At 65.2% G+C, this 21156-nt stretch carries 20 protein-coding genes; 8 read left to right on the top strand and 12 right to left on the bottom strand.

All coding sequences use genetic code 11. From position 1 onward, the window contains the following. Positions 1 to 10 precede the first annotated feature (10 nt). Positions 11 to 1792 carry a PHA/PHB synthase family protein gene (locus MUU56_RS02570; protein ID WP_263193958.1) on the bottom strand — a complete coding sequence of 594 codons (1782 nt, stop codon included), beginning with the start codon at positions 1790 to 1792 and terminating at the stop codon, positions 11 to 13. 234 nt (positions 1793 to 2026) lie between these two features. Here MUU56_RS02570 and MUU56_RS02565 point away from each other — a divergent pair, with 234 nt between their 5' ends. Then, positions 2027 to 2212, top strand: coding sequence for a hypothetical protein (locus tag MUU56_RS02565; protein WP_244765751.1), 186 nt, complete (start codon positions 2027 to 2029; stop codon positions 2210 to 2212). 67 nt (positions 2213 to 2279) lie between these two features. Further along, positions 2280 to 4136, top strand: a complete 1857-nt coding sequence (ftsH, locus tag MUU56_RS02560; protein ID WP_244765750.1) for an ATP-dependent zinc metalloprotease FtsH — start codon at positions 2280 to 2282, stop codon at positions 4134 to 4136. Between the two features lie 302 nt (positions 4137 to 4438). Here the strand turns inward: ftsH and MUU56_RS02555 are convergent, their stop codons facing one another. The 3 genes from MUU56_RS02555 to betI all read right to left on the bottom strand — a co-directional run bounded on the left by MUU56_RS02555 (position 4439) and on the right by betI (position 6581). After that, positions 4439 to 5500: a TlpA family protein disulfide reductase gene (locus MUU56_RS02555; protein WP_244765749.1), complete on the bottom strand. Its 1062-nt coding sequence runs from the start codon at positions 5498 to 5500 to the stop codon at positions 4439 to 4441. Positions 5501 to 5676: 176 nt separating this feature from the next. Beyond that, complete coding sequence (locus tag MUU56_RS02550; RefSeq protein WP_244765748.1) at positions 5677 to 5916, bottom strand: BrnA antitoxin family protein; 240 nt, start codon at positions 5914 to 5916, stop codon at positions 5677 to 5679. A 2-nt stretch (positions 5917 to 5918) separates the two neighbouring features. Then, entirely contained in the window at positions 5919 to 6581 is a 663-nt protein-coding gene (betI, locus tag MUU56_RS02545) for a transcriptional regulator BetI (RefSeq protein WP_244765747.1), read from the bottom strand. Positions 6582 to 6685: 104 nt separating this feature from the next. On the opposite strand from betI, the gene choX reads away from it, so the two are divergent. The 3 genes from choX (at position 6686) to MUU56_RS02530 (ending at position 9871) form a co-directional block, all read left to right on the top strand. After that, positions 6686 to 7636: a choline ABC transporter substrate-binding protein gene (gene choX, locus MUU56_RS02540; RefSeq protein ID WP_244765746.1), complete on the top strand. Its 951-nt coding sequence runs from the start codon at positions 6686 to 6688 to the stop codon at positions 7634 to 7636. An 8-nt stretch (positions 7637 to 7644) separates the two neighbouring features. Continuing rightward, positions 7645 to 8655 carry an alcohol dehydrogenase catalytic domain-containing protein gene (locus MUU56_RS02535; RefSeq protein ID WP_244765745.1) on the top strand — a complete coding sequence of 337 codons (1011 nt, stop codon included), beginning with the start codon at positions 7645 to 7647 and terminating at the stop codon, positions 8653 to 8655. A 193-nt stretch (positions 8656 to 8848) separates the two neighbouring features. Next, complete coding sequence (locus tag MUU56_RS02530; protein WP_244765744.1) at positions 8849 to 9871, top strand: winged helix-turn-helix transcriptional regulator; 1023 nt, start codon at positions 8849 to 8851, stop codon at positions 9869 to 9871. Here MUU56_RS02530 and MUU56_RS02525 read toward each other — a convergent pair. From MUU56_RS02525 to MUU56_RS02510, 4 genes are read right to left on the bottom strand one after another with little or no spacing between them, the layout of a single operon-like run. Then, positions 9861 to 12254: a xanthine dehydrogenase family protein molybdopterin-binding subunit gene (locus tag MUU56_RS02525; RefSeq protein WP_244765743.1), complete on the bottom strand. Its 2394-nt coding sequence runs from the start codon at positions 12252 to 12254 to the stop codon at positions 9861 to 9863. The two genes, MUU56_RS02530 and MUU56_RS02525, sit on opposite strands and share 11 nt — an antisense overlap. Continuing rightward, positions 12251 to 13009, bottom strand: a complete 759-nt coding sequence (locus MUU56_RS02520) for an N-acyl homoserine lactonase family protein (RefSeq protein ID WP_244765742.1) — start codon at positions 13007 to 13009, stop codon at positions 12251 to 12253. The genes MUU56_RS02525 and MUU56_RS02520 overlap by 4 nt, the downstream gene beginning before the upstream one ends. Further along, on the bottom strand, positions 13006 to 13491 hold the full coding sequence (locus MUU56_RS02515) for a (2Fe-2S)-binding protein (RefSeq protein WP_244765741.1): 486 nt from the start codon (positions 13489 to 13491) through the stop codon (positions 13006 to 13008). The genes MUU56_RS02520 and MUU56_RS02515 overlap by 4 nt, the downstream gene beginning before the upstream one ends. After that, positions 13484 to 14407, bottom strand: a complete 924-nt coding sequence (locus tag MUU56_RS02510; RefSeq protein WP_317633296.1) for an FAD binding domain-containing protein — start codon at positions 14405 to 14407, stop codon at positions 13484 to 13486. Before MUU56_RS02510 ends, MUU56_RS02515 begins: the two co-directional genes overlap by 8 nt. Positions 14408 to 14584: 177 nt before the next feature. Here MUU56_RS02510 and MUU56_RS02505 point away from each other — a divergent pair, with 177 nt between their 5' ends. Beyond that, a complete protein-coding gene (locus tag MUU56_RS02505; RefSeq protein WP_244765740.1) occupies positions 14585 to 15379 on the top strand; it encodes an SRPBCC family protein in 795 nt (264 codons plus the stop codon). Positions 15380 to 15438: 59 nt separating this feature from the next. Here MUU56_RS02505 and MUU56_RS02500 read toward each other — a convergent pair whose 3' ends face one another. From MUU56_RS02500 to MUU56_RS02485, 4 genes are read right to left on the bottom strand one after another with little or no spacing between them, the layout of a single operon-like run. Next, positions 15439 to 16410 carry a branched-chain amino acid ABC transporter permease gene (locus tag MUU56_RS02500; protein WP_244765739.1) on the bottom strand — a complete coding sequence of 324 codons (972 nt, stop codon included), beginning with the start codon at positions 16408 to 16410 and terminating at the stop codon, positions 15439 to 15441. A 2-nt stretch (positions 16411 to 16412) separates the two neighbouring features. After that, positions 16413 to 17300: a branched-chain amino acid ABC transporter permease gene (locus tag MUU56_RS02495; protein WP_244765738.1), complete on the bottom strand. Its 888-nt coding sequence runs from the start codon at positions 17298 to 17300 to the stop codon at positions 16413 to 16415. Positions 17301 to 17335: 35 nt separating this feature from the next. Next, positions 17336 to 18043, bottom strand: coding sequence for an ABC transporter ATP-binding protein (locus MUU56_RS02490; RefSeq protein WP_244765737.1), 708 nt, complete (start codon positions 18041 to 18043; stop codon positions 17336 to 17338). After that, positions 18036 to 18875, bottom strand: coding sequence for an ABC transporter ATP-binding protein (locus MUU56_RS02485; protein ID WP_244765736.1), 840 nt, complete (start codon positions 18873 to 18875; stop codon positions 18036 to 18038). The genes MUU56_RS02490 and MUU56_RS02485 overlap by 8 nt, the downstream gene beginning before the upstream one ends. Positions 18876 to 19062: 187 nt before the next feature. Here MUU56_RS02485 and MUU56_RS02480 point away from each other — a divergent pair, with 187 nt between their 5' ends. After that, entirely contained in the window at positions 19063 to 20271 is a 1209-nt protein-coding gene (locus MUU56_RS02480) for an ABC transporter substrate-binding protein (protein ID WP_244765735.1), read from the top strand. 57 nt (positions 20272 to 20328) lie between these two features. After that, positions 20329 to 21096 (top strand): enoyl-CoA hydratase-related protein, encoded by a 768-nt coding sequence (locus MUU56_RS02475; protein ID WP_244765734.1) that lies wholly within the window; start codon positions 20329 to 20331, stop codon positions 21094 to 21096. The last annotated feature ends 60 nt before the right edge of the window (positions 21097 to 21156 follow it).

Genomic DNA, 21156 nt, shown 5'->3' with positions numbered 1-21156 from the left:
CATCGGCGGTTCACCTTTGCAAAACATATGCACCCGGGGCATCCGCGAGGGGCGTGTAGCCCTTGCGGCGGGCGCCCATCGCCGGGGCGTCGACCCGTTCGGGCGCCGAATGCGCGGCAAGCCAGCCCGTCCAGGCCTCCCACCACGAGCCCGGCCGCGCCTCCGCCGTCTCGGCCCATTCATCGGCGCCCACGCACAGCCCGTCGGCCGCGCGCACGGCGATGCGGTAGCGCCGGCGCGGGCGGCCGGGTTCGCTGACGATGCCGGCATTGTGGCCGCCGCTGGTCAGGACGAAGGTGAGGTCGGTGTTGCTGAGATAGTGGATCTTGTAGACCGACCGCCACGGCGCGACATGGTCGCGCTCGGTGCCGACCACGAACATCGGCACGCGGATGTTCTGGATCGCGGCGGGGCGCCCCTCGACCATGAAGCGGCCGGCGGCGAGCTCGTTGCCGAGATAGAGCCGCTTCAGGTATTCGGCGTGCATCCGGTAGGGCATGCGGGTGGAATCGGCGTTCCAGGCCATCAGGTCGATCATCGGCGTGCGCTCGCCCATCATGTGCTCGTGCACGATGCGCGACCAGACGAGGTCGTTCGAGCGCAGGAGCTGGAAGGCGCCTGCCATCTGGTCGGCCGAAAGATAGCCGCGGTTCCACATCATGCTTTCGAGCACATGCACCTGGCTGTGGTCGATGAAGAGGGCGAGCTCGCCGGGCTCGGTGAAGTCCGTCTGCGCAGCAAGCAAGGTCAGGCTTGCCAGCCGGTCGTCGCCGCGATGCGCCATGTCGGCCGCCGCGATCGCCAGCAGCGTGCCGCCCAGGCAATAGCCCGCGGCATGGACCTTTCGGCCGGGAACGACGGCATTGACCGCATCGAGCGCCGCCATCACGCCGAGCCGGCGGTAGTCGTCCATCGTCAGGTCGCGGTCGGCCGCCGTGGGATTGCGCCAGGAGATGCAGAAGACGGTGTGGCCCTTTTCCACCAGATGGCGCACGAGCGAATTGTGCGGCGAGAGGTCGAGGATGTAATATTTCATGATCCAGGCCGGCACGAGCAGCACCGGTTCGGCCGCCACGCCCTCCGTCGCCGGCGCATACTGGATCAGCTCGATCAGATGGTTGCGGTAGATCACCGTGCCCGGCGTCGCCGCGACGCCCCGGCCGACGACGAAATCCTCCGTGCCAACAGGCGGCTGGCCGGCGGCGAGGCGGCCTGCGTCCTCCACCCAGTTGCGCCAGCCATCGAGGAAATTCATGCCGCCGGACCGCATCGTCCTTTCCAGCACTTCCGGATTGGTCAAGGGCATGTTGGAGGGCGAGAAGACGTCGAGCACCTGGCGGGCGGCGAAGGATAGGACATCCTCGTGATGCGGGGTGACGCCCGGCACCTCGTTGGTGACATTGTGCCACCATTGCTGCTGGAGCAGGAACGCCTGGGCCCAGATGCTGAACGGCGGCTTTTTCCAGCGCGCATCGGAAAAGCGGTAGTCTCCGGGCAGGGCCTCGATGCACGGGGGTGCGTCCGGATCGACCGCCGCCGCGGCAAGATGGCAAAGCAGGCGGACGGCCTTGCGGTTCGCCTTGTCGATCAGCTCAAGGCGCTTTCCGGGGGCTGAGGCGAGATGGATCGACCAGTCGATGAGGGCGAGCGCGAAGGCGGCCGGCGACAGCCCGGCGCTGAGCTGACCCGCGATTGCCTCCCGCATGCGGTCGATCGCCCGGAAGGCTTCGCTTCCCAGTTCCTCCGTTCTCGGGACGGGCGGCAGGTACGCCGCTTGCCGGAAGGGCGGCATCTCGCTCGCCGGATTGTTCATGGTCGTCTCCTTCGGCAGGTTCGGGCGCAAGACATGCCCTGCTGGAAAGGCAATCGCATTTCGCATCCGGCCGTGGCCCGCTCTGGGGGGCATCCTGCGGACAGGACGCATCCTATAGAGGGCAGTCCCCACCTCCATTGACGCAGATCAAGTTTCATTGCGCGAAACCGCCTGGAATCAGGCCATGCCGAAACGGGAAAACGGGATCTCGTCATGTCCGGTGGCAATGCGACGGATGCGGAGCGGATCGTTGCGGCCTTCGCCTGGCCCATTGTCCCACCGGTGCAGACCCGCTTTTTCGCGCATCGGCGCGACGTCGCGCCTGCTTCTGGATCAGTCCGCCCATGGGTTGCGGCGGGCAAGACAGGCAAGGTCACCGGACGTCATTCGTTTGACTGACATCAAGGATACGGCCTTCGGAACGTGAAAGGAAACAAGCCGGCGATATCGCATGGGGGTAATCGACATGGACCGGAAGCATACGTTCAACATCGGTTATTTCCTCCTGGCGCTCTTCTTGCTCGGCGCATTCCAGGCATGGTTGGCCTGGCGCGAGGTCGTTCCACTCTCTCACACCGAGCTCATGCGGATGGTGGATCAGGGCAAGGTGGCGTCGGTCACGATTACCGAGACGACGATCCAGGGCCAGTTCAAGGAACCACAGGACGGCCGGAGCCTCTTCGTATCGACCCGCGTGGACCCGAACGCGGTCGCCGTGTTCGACAGGGCGGGGGTCGCGGTGACGGGTGGCACCGACAGCAACTGGCTTACCACCATCCTTTCCTGGGTTCTGCCGGTACTCCTCTTCTTCGGCATTTGGATGTTCCTGTTCCGAGGCTTTGCCGAGCGGCAGGGCATGGGCGGCCTCATCAACATCGGAAAGTCCAAGGCGAAGGTCTATGTCGAGCGGGAGACCGGCGTGAGCTTCGAAGACGTCGCCGGCGTCGACGAGGCCAAGCTTGAGCTCATGGAGATCGTGTCCTTCCTGAGGGACAAGGAGAAATACGGGCGTCTTGGCGCGCGCATTCCAAAGGGCATCCTGCTGGTCGGCCCGCCCGGAACCGGCAAGACGCTGATGGCGCGGGCGGTCGCGGGCGAGGCCGGCGTGCCGTTCTTCTCGATCTCCGGGTCCGAATTCGTCGAGATGTTCGTCGGCGTCGGCGCGGCCCGCGTGCGCGATCTGTTCGAGCAGGCGCGCAAGGCGGCTCCCTGTATCATCTTCATTGACGAACTCGATGCGCTCGGCCGGGCGCGCACGCCGTTTGGCGGCTATGGCGGCGGCGACGAGAAGGAGCAGACGCTCAACCAGTTGCTCTCCGAACTCGACGGATTCGATCCGCGCGTCGGCATCGTCCTGCTGGCCGCGACCAACCGGCCGGAAATCCTCGATCCGGCGCTCACGCGCGCCGGGCGCTTCGACCGCCAGGTCGTGCTCGACCGGCCTGACCGCAAGGGCCGCGAAGCGATCCTCAGGGTTCACATGAAGGCGGTGAGGACCGCGCCGGGAGTGAACGTGGGTGATATTGCCGGGATCACACCCGGCTTCACCGGTGCCGACCTTGCCAATCTCGTCAACGAGGCGGCCATCTTCGCCACCCGTCGCGACGCGGACCAGGTGACCATGGCCGATTTCACCGAAGCGGTGGAGCGCATCGTCGCCGGCGCCGAGCGGCGGGGCCGATTGCTCGGCCCGCTGGAGCGGGAGCGCGTCGCCTACCACGAGATGGGCCATGCGCTCGCCGCCGCATCGCTGGCGAAGACCGATCCCGTGCACAAGGTCTCGATCATTCCGCGCTCGATCGGTGCTCTCGGTTATACGCTGCAGCGGCCCACCGACGACCGCTTCCTGATCACCGCCAGCGAACTGAAGGAGCGGATGATCGTGCTGCTTGCCGGTCGCGCGGCCGAGGAGGTCATCTATGGTGAGGTCTCGACCGGCGCGGCCGACGACCTCGCCAAGGTGACCGACGTCGCGCGCCAGAGCGTCACCCGGTTCGGCATGAGCGCCGCCATCGGCCAGGTCGTGCTCGAGGAGGAGAAACAGCAGTGGCTGGGCGATGGCGCCCGCCTTCATCCCAGGGACTATTCCGAGGCGACCGCGCGGGAAGTCGATCTTGCGGTGCGCGAGATGCTTGACGAGGCCGCCACGGCGGCGAAGGAACTGCTGCGCTCCCGCATCGACGACCTCAAGGCCGGTGCCCGCCTGTTGCTCGAGCGCGAGACCATCACGCCGGACGATTTCCCGCCGATCCGGCGCGGGGAGGGGATTTCGGGACGGCGGGTCAATCCGTCGGCCACAGGCCGCGCAACGACTTCTTCATAGAGTTTCTGACCTGCACGATCTCGCCCATGCGAAACAAGCCGGTCGACGTCAGGCGGCCTTGACCGCTTCTCCGCCTGCTTTGCGGTGAAGACCCGTTGGGCGTCAAGCCGGGATCTCGCTGGATTGCTTGATACGCTCATCGGGATTTCTGTCTTGATGTTGCGCACCCCCTTGATACGACAAAGGCTCGGACAACGCTGGCGGTATCTGCGCGCGGTCTAATGCTCCATGCGAACGAGCCCGCTGGTGCCGTTGAGCGGCAGAAGGTCGGCAGGCCGGATCCCATCAAGAGCACCGGTAAATCAACGCTCCTCGTGTAGCCGGTGAATTTCGGCCGCGATCCGCTGCTTGAGGTCGAATGACGTGATTTCATTTGCGGCAAGCGCACGAAGGGCGTCCACGCACCGCTGATATCCGTCCTCGTCACCGAGGCGGCGGCAAAGCCTTGCCGAAGTGAAATGAAAGCGAAGACGGGGAATGAGCTGGTCCGCCATTCCGTCGATCTGGTGTTCCACGCGCTTCAACGCATCATGCGCTGCCTGCGAGAACATCTCCACCGGCACCTTCCTGTGCAAAACGCAATCAGTGAAGGAGAGGGTTTGCAGCGGGTCGTCCGCGAACGTCCGGACGCAGGTGTCGTAGTAACCCCCTGCCGCGGCGGCGGTTTCGGGCACGGCGGCAAGCAGGATCAGCTTCTCCATCGCGAATTCATGGTCGTGAACCAGTTCGGGCCTGTTGCGTTCAGCCTCGTCGATCAAGCTTCGCGCGCGCTCCAGGTCATTTGCCAGCATTGCATCGGCAATGTCCCGACGAATGCCCAAATGAATGACGTCGTTATCGGAGACATCATTCTCCCAATGCCGGCGCGCAGCTTCTATATCCCATGCACCGTCGAAAACAGCGCGCAATGGGTCGAGAATGGCGTCATCGAGAGGCCCCATCCAGGCAATCTTGCCGCCGCTGTCGATCAGGAACGCGGCCGGGATTCCGCGTTGACCGCTCGCCTCCAGCCACGCGCGCGTCACCAGGCCTCGGGACAGGCCGCCCTGCGCTGGATCGACCTGCTCGTGCGCAAGCAAGGCATCCGTCGGTGTCTGGCGAGCGATCTCGATCGTCCTGTCGAGGTCGCGCACCATGATGGCTACGCCGTACATCGGCACGCCGAGGGCCTTTGCTGCCCTGGAATATGTCGCGATCGCCGGCAGGCAGCCGCTGCACCCAGCGTTCCAAAGGACCACGATGCTGGTCTCGTTGAATACGACGCGAGGAGAATGCGCTCCCGTTGCAAGGTTTGTGGACAGTATCAGTGCGGGCGCCGCGTCTCCCGGCAGCAGTCGCTTCACCGAACCAGGATTGCTGGTCATGGAGCTTTCCTCCGCGCTTTGAAAACCAGATGGTCGGCGACCGCTGCTTCACCTGCCGCCTTTGCCGTACGACATGGTACGCCGAAGGCGTTCCGGAAGGAGGGGCGTCATCCTCGACGGCGCGCGGACGTTATTCGCACCAGTCTTTCCTCCTGCATCTTGCGCGATATCGCCCATCACGGACCGGAAGACGTCTTCATCGCTGCGCGCAAGGCGTGGTTGATGCGCTCCTGCCAGCCGGGTCCTTCCGCTTGAAAGTAAGCCAGGACATCGCTGTCGATCTTCAGCGTGACGGGTTCCCGGGCGTTGGGGATCACGGGCCTTTCAACGGCGGGCGCGGCGATCTTCTTTGCCGGCTTGAACAATGCCTCGGCTGCGTCTTTCGGGTTGGCCGGGCGTCGGGGTGTCTTTGCCATCGTCATGTCCTTGTTGTTTCGCTGTGTTGATGCGCGCTTGCGTTCGGCTCGACCAGCGGTCGTACGACCTCCGGTCCGAGTGCCTTCCCGACGTATTCGATGAGGATCGTCTTGGCCTCCTCCAGAGACAGGTCGATGTCGGCATGTCCGCGGCGCAGCCACAGGCCGTCGATCATCGCGGCGAAGCCACGCACGAAATGGTCGATCTCGCCCTGATCGAGATAGGGTTTCAGGATGCTGGAAACATTTGACCGGAGACGGCGATAGTAGGGGCGCAGCAGGCGTGCGTAACGCTCGTTGTGCGAGGCTTCGGCGTAAAGCGAGATCCAGGCGCTCGCCGTCTGCTTGTCGAAGCGCTGGGCGGGGAAGTTTCCGTCGATGAGGGCGACCAGCCGCTCCCAGCCCGAGCGGGCGCGGCGCAGGTTGCCGACCACCTCCTCGGCGAGGATGCGGTTGTTCATCCGCACCATCTCGAAGAGAACCTCTTCCTTGTCCTTGAAATAGTAGGTGAGGATGCCCTGAGAGAGGCCTGCCTCGGCACAGATCTTCGCGCTCGTCAGGCCCCGCAATCCCTCCTTCAGGAAGATGCGATGGGCCGCGTCGATCAGTTCGACGCGGCGGACGTCCTCGATGCGGGTTCGCTGCTTCTTCGGTTTCTGCTGCATGGTTTTCCGTAGCAGATCAAATTTTTGTGCGCTTTAACAAATTTTTGCTTGTCTTAAAAATAACCGTCCTTATCCTTCCGGGAAAACCAAGAAAGGGAACGCCTATGAACAGGACAGCACTCGCCCTGATCGTCGCGGCCGGCGCCGCATGTCTCGCGCCGGCCCATGCCGCGCTCGCCGCCGACGCGCCGGAGTGCAAGGCGGTGCGCCTTGCCGATCTCGGCTGGACGGATATCGCGCTCACCAACACCACCGCCGAGATCATTCTGGGCGCGCTCGGCTACGAACCGAGCCAGACGATGCTTGCCCTCAACATCACCTTCGATTCCCTCAGGAACGGCGATATCGACGTTTTCCTGGGCAATTGGCGCCCGGTGCAGGATGAAGACTACAGGGTCTATTTCGATGACGGTTCCGTCATTCCCGTTGCCACCAACCTGACGGGGGCCAAGTACACGCTGGCCGTCCCGAAATACGTCTTCGACGGCGGGCTGACCTCCTTCGACGACCTCGAGACGTTCGCCGACAAGCTCGACCGCAAGATCTACGGCATCGAGCCGGGCACCAACAAGCCGCTGCTCGACATGGTGGAAAGCAAGGCGCATGGCCTCACCGGCGACTGGGAGGTCGTGGAATCGAGCGAGGCCGCGATGCTGGCGCAGGTCCAGAGGGCCGTGGAAAACCGGGAATGGATCGTCTTCCTCGGCTGGCAGCCGCATCCGATGAACGTCAACATGGACATGGCCTATCTGTCGGACGGAGACGCGGAATTCGGACCGGACTTCGGCGGCGCGACGGTCCGCACGCTCGTTCGCAAGGGCTATCCCGGGCAATGCCCGAACGTGACGGCGTTCTTCGGCAACCTTGTCTTCGACATCGACTACGAGAATGCCGGCATGAACATGATCATGACGGACGGGCTGGAGGCGCGCGACGCCGCCGAGAAGATGCTGAAGGCGCATCCGGAAAAGCTCGAGGCCTGGCTCAAGGACGTCCTGACCTTCGACGGCAGGCCGGGACTTGCGGCGGTCAAGGCGGAGCTCAGCATCCAGTGACATTTCCCATGATGCGGGCTGCCGTGCTGGCCGAATACGGGGAACCGTTGCAGATCAGGCAGGTGCCTCGGCCCGTTGCAGGGCACGGCAAGCTGCTCGTCCGGCTGAAGGCCTGCGGCATCTGCCATTCCGACGTTCACATCTGGAAGGGCGACGTGCGGCCGCCGCAGGCGCCAAACCCCTTCATCCTCGGCCATGAGGGCGTGGGCGTGGTCGAGGCGATCGGTGAAGGCGTGCGCGGCTGGGCCGTGGGCGATACGGTCGGCGTACCCTGGCTGCACGACACCTGCCTGCGCTGCGACGAATGCATCGACGGCTACGAGGCCTTCTGCCAGCACCAGCGGGCACATGGCCTCAACGTTCCGGGCGGCTTTGCGGAATATGTGGCGGTCGACGCCGCATTCGCCGTGCCGCTGCCGGCCGGCGTGGATCCGCTGGCGACGGCACCGGTCATGTGTGCGGGCGTCACCGCCTATGGCGCCATCCGCCGTGCGGGCGTGACGGCCGGCGAGCGGCTCGCGGTGTTCGGCTGCGGCGGCCTCGGCCTTTATGCGGTACAGATCGCCGCGCGCATGGGGGTGCACGTCCTGGCGGTGGATCGCGACCCGGCGAAACTCGAGCATGCCCGCCGATATGGCGCAGCCGCAGTCGAAACGGCGGGCGAGGGACTTGAACGGCTTCTGGCGGACAATCCCGGCTACCATGCGGCGATCAACTTTGCGCCGACGCCTGCCACCTGGGCGGGGATCGTCGCGTCGGTCCGGCCGCGCGGGCGTATCGTTGCTGCGGCGCTGGTATCCGAGCCCGTGCCGCTCATCCAGGAATGGCTGACCGCGACCGGCGTCACCATCACCGGGACCAGCGTCGGCACCCGGCAGGAAATGCGCGAGGTGGTCGCCCTTCACGCCCGCCAGCCCCTGCTCAATCCGATCGAGGAGATCGACCTCGCGCATGCCACTGACGCCCTTCACGCGCTTGAAAGTGGGAAAGCACGGGGACGTTTCGTGATACGCTTCTGAAGCGGGGTGATGAGGATGGCTCGTATCCAGTCAAGCCCCGGACGGCCTTCCTTGCCGTGATACCGCGTCAATCCCGAACCTGGCAGATGCGCCAAGAAGCCGTGTGCCGGAGCGCCCGGTACCCGGTTCGCAGAATGCGGGTTGCTTTTAACTTTCACTGATAGACTTTTCCGCCTATCCTGGACAAAGGAGAATGGTTGAATCCTGTTGCCGCGCCACTGAGATCAAGCTGAATATGTTGAATAAAGGCACTCTGCCCGCCAAGTCCGACAGTGCTTCGTTAAAGCCGGCGCCGCTGCAGAGGCAGTCGTCCGTCCGCCGTACGATGGAGATCGTCCTTGACACCTGGAACTTCCTCATTCTCCGCGAGGCGTATTTCGGGGTTCGCCGGTTCGACAAGTTCCAGCAAAGGCTGGGCATCCCCCGGCAGACGCTGTCGTCGCGCCTGTCCGCCCTTGTCGCGAACGAGATCATGAGCGTGGGACGGCGGCCCAACGAACCGGGGCAGCAATATTTCCTGACGGAAAGAGGAAAGGACCTCTTTCCGACCATGCTGTCCTTGATGGAATTCGGCGACAGATGGCTGACGGGCGGCAAGGAGCCGCCCCTGCAACTGATACACAAGAGCTGCGGCTGCGCATGCCATCCGGTCACGGTCTGCTGTGAGTGCCTGGAGCCGTTCACGGCGCGGGAGGTCGCTCCCCGCGACGGGCCGGGCGCGGGATATGCTCCGGTCGACACGCGCCCGACGTCGCGCCGCAGTTCCGACCCCACGCTTCTGGAGCGGGTGCGGCCTTGCTCCGTCGCGCGGACGCTCGGGATCATCGGCGACAGGTGGAGCTTCCTGATCCTGCGGGAGGGCTGGTTCGGTGTGCGCCGCTTCGAGGAGATGCGGGAAAATCTCGGCATCGCCACGAACATCCTCGCCGACCGCCTTGCGCGCCTCGTGCAGGCCGGAGTGTTTCGCAAGGTCCCCTATGGCTCAAGCGAACGTTTCGAATACCGCTTCACCGAAATGGGGCTTGATCTCTACAAGCCGATGCTGGTGATGATGGCCTGGGGAGACCGCTGGCTTGCGGAAGGCAAGCCGCCGATGCGCCTGCGGCACAAGACCTGCGGGCAGGACTTCTCGGCCATCGTCGTGTGCTCCGAATGCAAGAAGCAGATCGCGGCGAAGGACACGGACTACATCCTGCGTTATCCGTTCAACCTGTGACGGCATCGGCCGGGTCGACGCGCGCTTGCAACATCCGGAATATCCGCTCCGGCGTGATGGGAAGCGTCTCGACCGAGAGGCCGAGATGGGACAGCGCGTCGGACACGGCGTTCGCGATCGCCGCCGGCGCACCGATCGTCCCGCCTTCGCCCATGCCACGGAACCCGCCCACAGTGTCGGGCAGGTCCGCCTCGATATGCACGATGCCGATATCCGGTATGTTGCTCGCGACGGGAACGAGGTAGTCCGCCAGGCTTGCCGCGACGGCCTGGCCCTGGTCGTCGTGCACGACCTCTTCAAGGAGGGCCGCGCCGATGCCCTGCGCCACCGCGCCCTGCACCTGGCCGTCGACGATCATCGGATTGATGATCTTTCCGCAATCCTCGGCGACCACGTAACGCAGGACCTTGACGCCGTAGGTCTCCGGATCGACCTCGACCATGGCAAGATGGGTGGATGAACAGGCGGTGCCGAGATAGGGATCATAGGTCTCCGATGCGGCAAGGTCCTCGCGCCGGTCGCGCGGGATGCGGCCCATCTGCGAATAGACGGCGGATGCGACTTCCCCGAGCGTCATCGTCCGGTTCGAGCTCTTGCTGGTGACGATGCCGTCATGCATGTCGAGGTCGTCGACGTCCTGCTCCATCAGATAGGCGGCCGCGCGCAGGACCTTGGCCTTGACGACGCGCGCGGCGAGGGTCGCCGCGCCGCCGCCGAGGACGGCCGAACGGCTGGCATAGGTGCCGCTGGACATCGGCACCAGCGCGCTGTCGCCGTGCTTGACCTCGATATCCTCCAGCCTGCAGCCGAGTTCGTCGACGATCACCTGCGCGAGCGTGGTCTCGAGACCCTGTCCGTGCGAGGCGATGCCGAAGGCGGCGGTGATCGCGCCGGTCGCGTCGATCTCGATTTTCGAGGTTTCGGTGCCCGTGTTGATGGGCATGCCGGGGGCGACGGAGATGCGCGAGCCGATGCCGGTCAGTTCCGCATAGCTCGCAAGGCCGATGCCGATCCAGCGTCCCTGCCTTCGTGCCTCATCCCTTTCTATGAGGAGGTTCGGATAGTCGGCATGCGCGCAGGCGCCCGCCAGGCATTCCTGAAACGCCGACTTGTCCCAGATGATGCCGGAGGCGGTCCGGTAGGGGAATTCGTCGGCATTGACGAGGTTCTTGCGGCGGAACGCGACCGGGTCCATGCCGAGCTTGCGCGCCGCCATCTCGATCAGGCGTTCCATCGCGAAGGTCGAGGACGGCCTTCCGACGCCGCGGTAGGGCCCGGTCGGGGGCTTGGGCGTGAGGACACCCCTGATGCGGCCCCGGTAGTGCTCCATCCTGTAGGGGCCGGGCAGGAAGCTCACCACCTGCACGGTTTCGAGGGCCGCGGTCCAGGGATAGATCGAATAGGCGCCGACATCGCCGATGACGTCGGCCCTCAGCCCGATCAGCAGGCCGTCCTGCGTGACGGCGAGCTCGGCCTCTATCAGTTCGTCGAATGCCTGGCTGGTCGCGGACAGGTCCTCGAGGCGGTCGCTGATGAACTTCACCGGGCACCTCAGCTTGCGGGCAAGGGCGCAGACAAGGATCTCCTCCCCGTAGAGCGATCCCTTGCCGCCGAAGCTGCCGCCGACATCCGGCGCCACGACCCGCAGGCGCGTGCCCGGCAGGTCGAGGCATCCGGACAGGACGTCGCGGATGACGCCGGGGATGTTCGACGAGGTGTAGAGCGTCAGCGCCTGCTTTCGCGGGTCCCATTCGGCGAGGTAGGAGCGGTTTTCCATCGCGACCGCCGTCTTGCGCGTCATCCGGAACCGGCCCCTGACGGTCACCGCGGCGCTTTCGAAGGCGGCGTCGACGTCGCCGCGCTTGAATTCCCGCCGGATGATCGTGTTCGTGCCGGCTTCCTCGTGCAGCAGCGGCGCGTCGTCCTTCACCGCATCGACCTGCCGGATCGCGAAGGGCAGGGGTTCGTAGTCGATGGTGATATGCTCCAACGCGTCCTCGGCGGCGTAGCGGCTTTCCGCGACGACGGCGACGACGGGTTCGCCGACATAGCGCACCTTGCCGCGCGCCAGCGGCCAGATGGGCGTCGCGTAGTAGTCCGGCATGCGGGAGGTGGGGATCGCCGGCCTGACCTCGCTTTCCAGGTCCGTCGCGTCGTAGATGGCGATGACCCCGGGGACGGAGAACGCCTCGCCGACATCGATGCCGAGGATGCGGGCATGCGGCTGGTCGGAGCGGCGCAGCGCGACATGCACCATCCCGGCCGGCGCCATGTCGTCGACATATTGCCCCACGCCGGCAAGGAGCCGCGGGTCCTCGGTGCGCTTCACCCGCTTGCCGACGAGCTTGGGGCGCAGTTCGACGGAATGGTCGCGCAGGCTCATTCGTAAAACTCCCCGCCCTTCCGCAGGGCCAGCCACTGCGCCTCGTCGTGTCCGGAGACGATCGTCGCACCCTTGTCCCGCAGGGCCTTCAGGCGCACGAGCGCCGCCACGGCGAGCTCCATGTTCCACGTGTTCCGCGGCGCCATGCCCTCGTCGATATTGGCCTGGAGCGGCGCGGCGTCGGAGGCGAGGACGAAGGTGCCGCCGTCCAGCGCCACCTGCGCGACGGTCATGCCGGGCGTATGGCCGGGCATGGGGAGGAGGACGATGCGCCCGTCGCCGAAGACGTCGTGCTCCGCGCCGAAGGTTTGGAAACCCTGCGGCTGGTCCCATTCCGGTTTCAGGTAACCCTGGTTTTCGGCGCCGTCCGCCTTTGCCGCCGCGACCTCGGCCTCGTGGCAGAGGAACGTCGCGCGGCCGAAATACCGGTTGCATCCGCAATGGTCGGGATGCAGGTGCGAGCAGATCACGACGTCGATGTCGCCAGCTTCGAGGCCGAGCGTTGCCAGCTGCCGGACAACCGTCTGCTCGGGATCGAATATCGGCGTCATCACCCTTGCCAGCCCGCCCCAGCAGGCTTGCGGGTCGATGGCGGCCTGCGGATTGCAGCCGCTGTCGAAAAGCACGTTGCCCTTCGGATGGCGGATCAAGGTGGCATGGACGGGCAGCTCGATCGTCTCTTCCTTCGCCGCACCGGGAACGAAGACGGAGCGGCGCATGCGCAGCCGGCCTCCGGCGAGAAAATGCATTCTCATGTCAGGGGCCCTCTTTCCTTCGCCAGTTCCCGGACGGCGTTGACGATGTGTTCGTAGCCCGTGCAGCGACAGATGTTGCCGGAGAGCGCCTCGCGGATCTGGTCGTCGGTTTCGAGCGGATGGTGGCGCAGCATGTCGGTGATCGCCATGATGAAGCCGGGCGTGCAGAAGCCGCATTGCAAGGCGTGATGCTGGCGGAACGCCTCCTGGATCCGCCCGAGCCGGTCCACGCTTCCCTGTCCCTCGACGGTCTCGATCTCCGCGCCCTCGGCCTGCACGGCAAGCATCAGGCAGGACCTCGCGCTGCGGCCGTCCAGAAGGACGGTGCATGCGCCGCAGACGCCGTGTTCGCAGCCGACATGCGTTCCCGTGAGGCCCAGCGCGTGGCGCAGGAAATCGCTCAGCAGCATGCGCGGCTCAACGGTGGCGGTGTGGACCACGCCGTTCACGCTGACGCTGAGGGTGATCTTCTTTTCAGGCATCTGCAGCGTCCTTGCGAAGCGTGGCCCGCCGCCAGGCATCGCGCAGCGCGCGCCGCGCCAGCGTGCCGGCAAGGTGCCGGCGATAGTCGGCGGATGCATGGATGTCGGTGTTGGGGTGCAGGAGCCCCTTCAGCGCCTCCGTCACGTCCTGCAGCAGCGCCTGCGAAATCGCCTGGCCTTCGATGCGTGCCTCGATTTCCGGCAGGCGCAACGGCGTCTCGCCCACGCCCATCATGCCGAAACGGACGTCGCGTGCCACGCCGTCGACGATGCGCAGTGTCGTCGCCACGCAGGCAAGGGCAAAATCGCCGTGGCGCCGCGAGAACTCCTCGAAGCCCCAGCCCGTGTCGAGCGGCAGTGTGTCGATTTCGATCGAGGTGACGAATTCGTCCGGCTCGAGCGATGTCATCAGCGAGCCGACGAAGAAGTCCGAGGCGGCGATCTGCCGCTCGCCCCTGATCGAGAGCGCCGCAATCGTCCCGTTAAGGAGGAGCGTCATCATCGGCATCTCCGCGGCCGGATCGGCATGGCAGACGCTGCCGCAGAACGTGCCGCGATTGCGCACCGTCAAATGCGCAACATGATGCATGGCATCGTGCAGGATCGGGATGTGCCGGTGCACGAGCGCATCCGTCGCCGTCATGCGGTGCCGGACCGTCGCCCCGATGCGCAGACGTTCGCCGTGTTTCTCGATACGGTCGAGGCCGGCGATGCGGTTGATGTCGATCAGGATCGCGGGCTTCACCAGGCGGAAGTTGATCATCGGCATGAGGCTCTGGCCGCCCGCGATGATCTTGCCGTCGCCGTTCGCGGCGGCAAGGGCTTCGGCGGCCTCGGATGCCGATGTCGCGGCGAGATAGTCGAAGGGCGCCGGCTTCATTTCGCCGACGTCTGTCGCAAGGGCGCTTGCCGGCATCGCCCGGCCGCGCGCCGCATAGCGGAAAGCCTTGTCATCGCGGCTCCTCCCAGCCTCGCCGATCCCGTGGCGAACTCCAAAATTAACTTGCATTATTAGACTTAAAATAGGATTGTCAAGCAATACCGGCGCCCCGGGACATGAAGGGTTTTCGCCGGAGGACGAGGAGGAAATTCCATGGACATGACCGGCCAGCAGCATATTCCCGCGCGCAGGGAGGATGTGTGGAGCGCCCTGAACGATGCCGACGTGCTGAAAGCCTGCATCCCCGGATGCCAGGAACTGACGAAGTCTTCCGAGACCGAAATGTCGGCTGTCGCCGTCATCAAGGTGGGTCCGGTAAAGGCCCGGTTCCAGGGCGCCGTCACGCTGTCGGACCTCGATCCCCCGAACGGCTATCGCATCACCGGCGAAGGGCAGGGCGGCGTCGCCGGATTCGCGAAGGGCGTGGCGGTCGTTCGCCTGGAAGCGGTCGAGAACGGGACCGTCCTGCACTATACCGTCGACGCCCAGATCGGCGGCAAGCTGTCGCAACTCGGCGGCCGGCTCATCGATGCAACCGCAAAGCAGATGTCGGGGCAGTTTTTCAAGCGGTTCGCCGAGGAAATCCTCGCCCGCCAGTCCCCGGAGGCGCCTGCCGCGGGCGATGCCGTCGTTAAGGCCGGTGCCGCAAGGCAGGTGGCCGCCGTCGCGTCTTCCGGCGGGGGTGCCTCCGCCGCCCCGCGTGTGCTTCCCGCGCAGGCCGCCGCGTCGCCCGCCGGCGCGTCGCTCAGCCTGACGGTTCTCGCGGCTGTCGTTTTCGCCGCCGTCGTGGTGGCGATGTGGGCGATCCATGGGGGATTGCTGCCGAGCCTTGCGCCGCAGGCGGATGGTCCGGCGCGCATTTCACCGGACATGGGGAGCGTCGTGCAGCTCGTCATGGCCGCGGCCATCGGTTACCTGTTCGGGTCTCGCGCAAGGCGCGCCGGCTGAGGCCGAAAACCGGGGCCGAACGTGGCCCCGGTAAAATCGCTTGCATAAGAAGACTTACATCAAGCCCTGGGGCGATCGAGCAGCGCCTTCAGCTCGCCGAACACGCCCCGCCTGAACATCATCACGCACACGACGAAGAACAGGCCGATGATGAAGGTGATCGGCAGGCCGCTCGTCGACAGAAAATGCTCCAGCCCGACGACGATGCTGGCACCGACGATCGGGCCGATCAGCGTGCCCATGCCGCCGAGAAGGGTCATGAGGATGACTTCGCCGGACATGTGCCAGGTGACGTCCACGAGCGAGGCGAGCTGGAACGCGATCGCCTTCAGCGAGCCGGCGAAACCGGAGAGCGCGGCGGAGAGCGTGAAGGCGATCAGCTTGTAGCGTTCCGGCTTGAGGCCCAGCGAGGTGACGCGCGTTTCGTTCTCGCGAATGGCGGAGAGGATGTGGCCGAAGGGCGAGTTGACGGTCCTCCAGATGATCACGAGGCCAAGGACCGTTCCGCCGAGGACCGTGTAGTACATCGCGGTGATGTTGCGGAGATCGACGATCCCGAGAAGATAGCCCCGCGGCACGGCCTGGATGCCGTCCTCGCCGCCGGTGAAGGGCATCTGCACCGCCATGAAATAGATCATCTGCGCGAGGGCGAGCGTGATCATCGCGAAGTAGATGCCGTGGCGGCGAATGGCGAGCGTACCGAAGGCAAGGCCGAGAAACGCGGCGAAGGCGGTTCCCGCGAGCACGGCGAGCTCGAAGGGCAGCTGCCAGACCTTGGCGGCGTGGGCGGCGACATAGGCCGCCCCACCGAAGAAGGCCGCATGCCCGAACGACAGGAGCCCCGCATATCCGAGGACGAGGTTGAACGCGGCCGCGAAGAGCGCGAAACAGAGGATCTTGATGAGGAAGAGCGGATAGATCGCCAGCGGCGCGCCGATCATCAGCACGGCGACGAGGGCGAGAAGGAGGCCGCCGGTCGTCCGGAGGCGGCGAGGGGCCGTCAGGGAAGAGGTCGCGGTTGTGCTGTTCATGATCAAGCCTCGCGGGAGAACAGGCCGGACGGCCGGATGAGAATGACAAGGACCATCACCACGAAAACCGCTATGGAGGAGGCCGCGGGATAGAATGTCTTGGTCAGCCCCTCGATGACGCCGAGCGCCAGGGCGGTGACGATCGCGCCGCCGATCGATCCCATGCCGCCGATGACGACGACCGCGAAGACCACGATGATGATACTGGAACCCATGCCGGGGCTGACCTGGTAGAGCGGTGCCGCCAGCGCCCCGGCAAAGCCGGCAAGGCCCACGCAGAAGGCATAGGTCAAGGTCAGCATGAGCGGGACGTTGATGCCGAAGGCCTGGACGAGGCTCGGATTTTCCGTCGCCGCCCGCAGGTAGGCGCCGAGCCTCGTCCGCTCGATCGCAAGCCACGTGGCGAGGCAGACCGCAAGGGAGGCGACGATCACCCAGGCGCGGTACATCGGCAGGAACATGAAGCCGAGATTGATGCCGCCCGTCAGCGACGGCGGGATGGGATAGGGCTTGCCGGCGGCGCCGAAGACATGCCGGAAAAGCCCTTCGAGCATGAGGGCGATCCCGAAGGTCAGGAGCAGGCTGTAGAGGTGGTCGATCCTGTAGAGGCGCTTGAGGAACAGCCGCTCCACGACGGCGCCCAGCGCTCCCACCACCAGGGGGGCGATGACGAGCGTTTCCCAGTAGCCGAGGCCGAGGCTCGACAGCAGGAGCCAGGCGGCGAAGCCGCCGAGCATGTAGAAGGCGCCATGGGCGAAGTTGATCACGTTCAGCATGCCGAAGATGATGGCGAGGCCGAGGCTCAGGAGGGCATAGAAGGAGCCGTTGATCAGGCCGAGCAGCAGTTGCCCGAGCAGGACGGCAATGGGAACCCCGAAGATGTCCGTCATCGGTTTCTACCTATCTGAAAGGAGCGCGTCATGGATCAGACTCCGAGATATCTGTTCAGCCGGTCCATGTTGGCGTCGAGTGCGTGGTTCGGGATCTCGTCGACGACCTTTCCCTGGTCGAGGACGTAGTGGCGGTCCGCGATGGATGCCGCGAAGCGAAGGTTCTGCTCGACCAGGATGATCGTCATGCCGCGATCCTTGAGGATGCGCAGGGCCGCGCCGATCTCCTCGATGATCACGGGGGCGATGCCTTCGGTCGGCTCGTCGAGCAGGATGAAGTCGGCGCCCGTCCGGAGGACCCGGCCGATGGCCAGCATCTGCTGTTCGCCGCCGGAAAGGCGCGTGCCCGATGTGCTGTCCCGCCCCTTCAGGTTCGGGAAAAGGCCGTATATTTCGTCGACCGCCATGCCGCCCGCCTGCCAGGCAGGCGGAAACAGGAGGTTTTCCAGCACGCTGAGCGAGGAGAAGATGCCGCGTTCTTCCGGCACGTAGCCGATGCCGAGGCGCGCGACCTTGTGTGGCGCCACCTTCAGGAGGTCCGCGCCCTTGTAGATGCAGGCGCCGCGCCTCTTTCCGACGACGCCGACGAGGCTGCGCAGCGTTGTCGTCTTGCCGGCGCCGTTGCGGCCGATAAGCGTCACGACCTCGCCTTTGCGCACATCGAAGTCGATGCCGTGCAGCACATGGCTTTCGCCATACCAGGCCTCGAGACGCTTGACGTCAAGGAGGGGAGCCTCAGCCATGGCTGCCTCCCATATAGGCCTTGCGGACTTCGCTGTCGGCGGAAACGTCCGCATAACTTCCTTCCGCGATGACCTCTCCCCGGCGCAGCACCGTGATCCGGTCCGACAGGTCGGAGACGACGCCGAGATTGTGCTCGACCATCAGCACCGTGCGTCCCTTGCCGACGCTGCGGATGAGGGCGGCCGTCCGGCCGATATCCTCCGTGCCCATTCCCGCCATCGGCTCGTCGAGAAGCAGGACTTCCGGGTCGAGCGCCAATGTGGTGGCGAGCTCGAGGGCGCGTTTTCGCCCGTAGGACAGCTCGGCGGCCTTTGTCTGCGCCCGGTCGGCAAGGCCGACGCTGTCGAGCAGCCTTGCCGCTTCCTCGTTGAAGCGGCGGAGCGTCGCGTTCGATTTCCAGAATGCGAATGTCTCCCTTGCGCGGGCCTGCAGGGCGACCCGGACATTTTCATGCGCGCTGAGATGCGGGAACACCGATGAAATCTGGAACGACCGCACGAGGCCCATGCGCGCGATGTCGGCGGGCGCCATCCGCGTTATGTCGCGATCCTTGAACAGGATCTGTCCGCCGCTCGGCGACAGGAACTTGGTCAGGAGATTGAACAGCGTGCTCTTGCCGGCGCCGTTCGGCCCGATCAGCGCGTGGATCGTGCCGGCGCGGATCTTCAGGTCGACGTTCTTGACGGCGACGAAGCCGCCGAAGGAGCGCGTCAAAGCGCGCGCCTCGATGATGGGTGCGGTGTCCAGCACGTTTTCTCCTCCGCCGGCTTTCTCATTCTCCGGGCGGGCGCCGGATGGCGCGCCCGCCTTCCCACTGTTCGGTTCCGGCATGATCAGAAAAACACATAAAGTCTAATAATGCAAGCTTGCGCTTTGCGGAAAACTCTGCTTACCTTGCTGCATAAAGCCTGTTGCATCGCACAAGATACAAGCTTCAAGCGTAATCTTAGTATGATAACGCAAGTTGATGATAGGGCCTTGGGAGGAGCTCAGGGCGCCGAACCTGGGAGGAAGAACGATGAAGAACAAGCTTATGCTACTGTCCTGCGCCGCGGCTGTCGGCGCCTTGACCATGTCCGCCGGGGCGCAGGATGCCGCGCCCGTCCGCATCGGCGTGCTCACCGATGTCAGCGGCCAGTTCTCGCATGAGGCGGGCGAGGGGGCGATCACCGCTGTGAGGATGGCGGTGGAGGATTTCGGCGGCAAGGTTCTCGACCGGCCGCTCGAAGTCGTCGTGGCCGACCATCAGAACAAGCCGGAAGTGGCGGTGGCCACGGCGCGCGAATGGTATGAATCGCAGGGCGTGACGATGATCAACAACCTGATCAATTCCGGCATTGCGCTGGCCGTCACGCAGGTCGCGAAGGACGAGGACAGGATCGCCATCGTCAACGGCTCCGGCTCGTCACGCCTGACGAACGACGGCTGCACGCCGAACAGCATCCACTATTCCTACGATACCTATGCCCTTGCCAACGGGACCGCCAACCAGCTGCTCCTGCAGGGCATGAAGAACTGGTTCTTCCTGACGGCCGACTACGCGTTCGGACATGCGCTGGAAGCCGACGCGACGCAGATCGTCGAGGACAATGGCGGCGCGGTCTCCGGCGCCGTGCGCTATCCGATCGAGACGTCCGACCACAGCGCCTTCATGCTGCAGGCGCAGGCATCGCCGGCGCAGGTCGTCGCCATGGCGGGCTCCGGCACCACCTTCATCAATGCGGTGAAGTCCGCGGCGGAGTTCGGCCTTGCCGCCTCCGGCAAGACCATCGCGGGCCTGCTCGTCTGGGATACCGACGTTCATTCGCTCGGCCTCGATACCGCGCAGGGCATGATCCTGACGAATGCCTTCTACTGGGATCGCGACGATGCGACGCGGGCCTTCTCCAAGCGCTTCGAAGAGCGCGTCGGCCGCCCGCCGCACATGGGCGATGCGGGAGACTATTCCTCGACCATGCATTACCTGAAGGCCGTCCAGGCCGCCGGCACGACCGACGCCCAGGAGGTCATGGCGAAGATGCGCGAGACGCCGATCAACGACTTCTTCGCCACGAACGGCAAGATCCGCGAGGATGGCCGGATGGTGCACGACATGTACGTCTACCAGGTCAAGACGCCCGCCGAATCCACCGGCGAATGGGACATCCTGAAGCTCGTCACCACCATTCCGGGCGACGAGGCTTTCCGTCCGCTTGCGGAAAGCCAGTGCCCGCTCGTGAAGAAGTGACGTTGACGGCGCCCGGCAAGCGGCCGGGCGCTTCCCAGGCAGTTCGAGGGCAGGCGAATGAGCGATATTCTCGTTGAAGACAGGGATGGTGTCGCGGTGGTCACATTGAGCCGCCCCGGGCACAGGAATGCCGTAACCTATGCGATGTGGCGGCAGCTCGCCGACCTGTTCCGCGCCTTCGATCGGGACCCGTCGGTCCGTTCGATCATCCTGACGGGCGCCGGCGCCGACTTCTCGGCCGGCGCCGACATCAGCGAGTTCGACGCGGTGCGCGGCGGCCTTGAGGCCAGCAAGGCCTATGAGGTGGCGGTCGATGCCGCGGGGGACGCGATATACGAGGTTTCCAAGCCGACGATCGCCGCCCTGCGGGGATATTGCCTCGGCGGCGCGGCGCACCTGGCCATGTCCTGCGATTTCCGGGTCGCCGAAGGCAATGCGGTCTTCGCAATCCCCGCAGCACGGCTGTCGATCGTCTACGGTATCTCCGCGACCCGCAAGCTGTGCGCGCTCGTGGGGGTGACGCAGGCAAAACGCATCCTCTTCTCGGCCCGCCGCTTCGATGCCGGGCAGGCTCTCGATATCGGCTTCATCGATCAGGTTGCGGAGGATGCGCTTGCCGCTGCGCACGACCGGGCGGCGGAGCTGGCTGAAAACGCCCCCCTTACGATTGCGGGCGCGAAGTTCATTCTCAACGGCTGCGCGCGCGGGACGCTGGATCACGCCACGGCTGGCAGGCTGATCGACGAGGCCAGCGCGAGCCACGACTACATCGAAGGCCGGCAGGCCTTCAAGGACAAGCGTTCGCCCCGGTTTCTGGGGAAATGACCCGGCTTCGTTCCGCGGACCGGGCCGCACTGGATTGCGCTGCGCTGCAGCCGTCAGACT

Origin of the sequence: Shinella yambaruensis (assembly GCF_022899355.1) — a bacterium.
Lineage (GTDB): Bacteria > Pseudomonadota > Alphaproteobacteria > Rhizobiales > Rhizobiaceae > Shinella > Shinella yambaruensis.
Note: the sequence above shows the minus strand (reverse complement) of the source record. Positions and strands in the feature narration are given on the sequence as shown.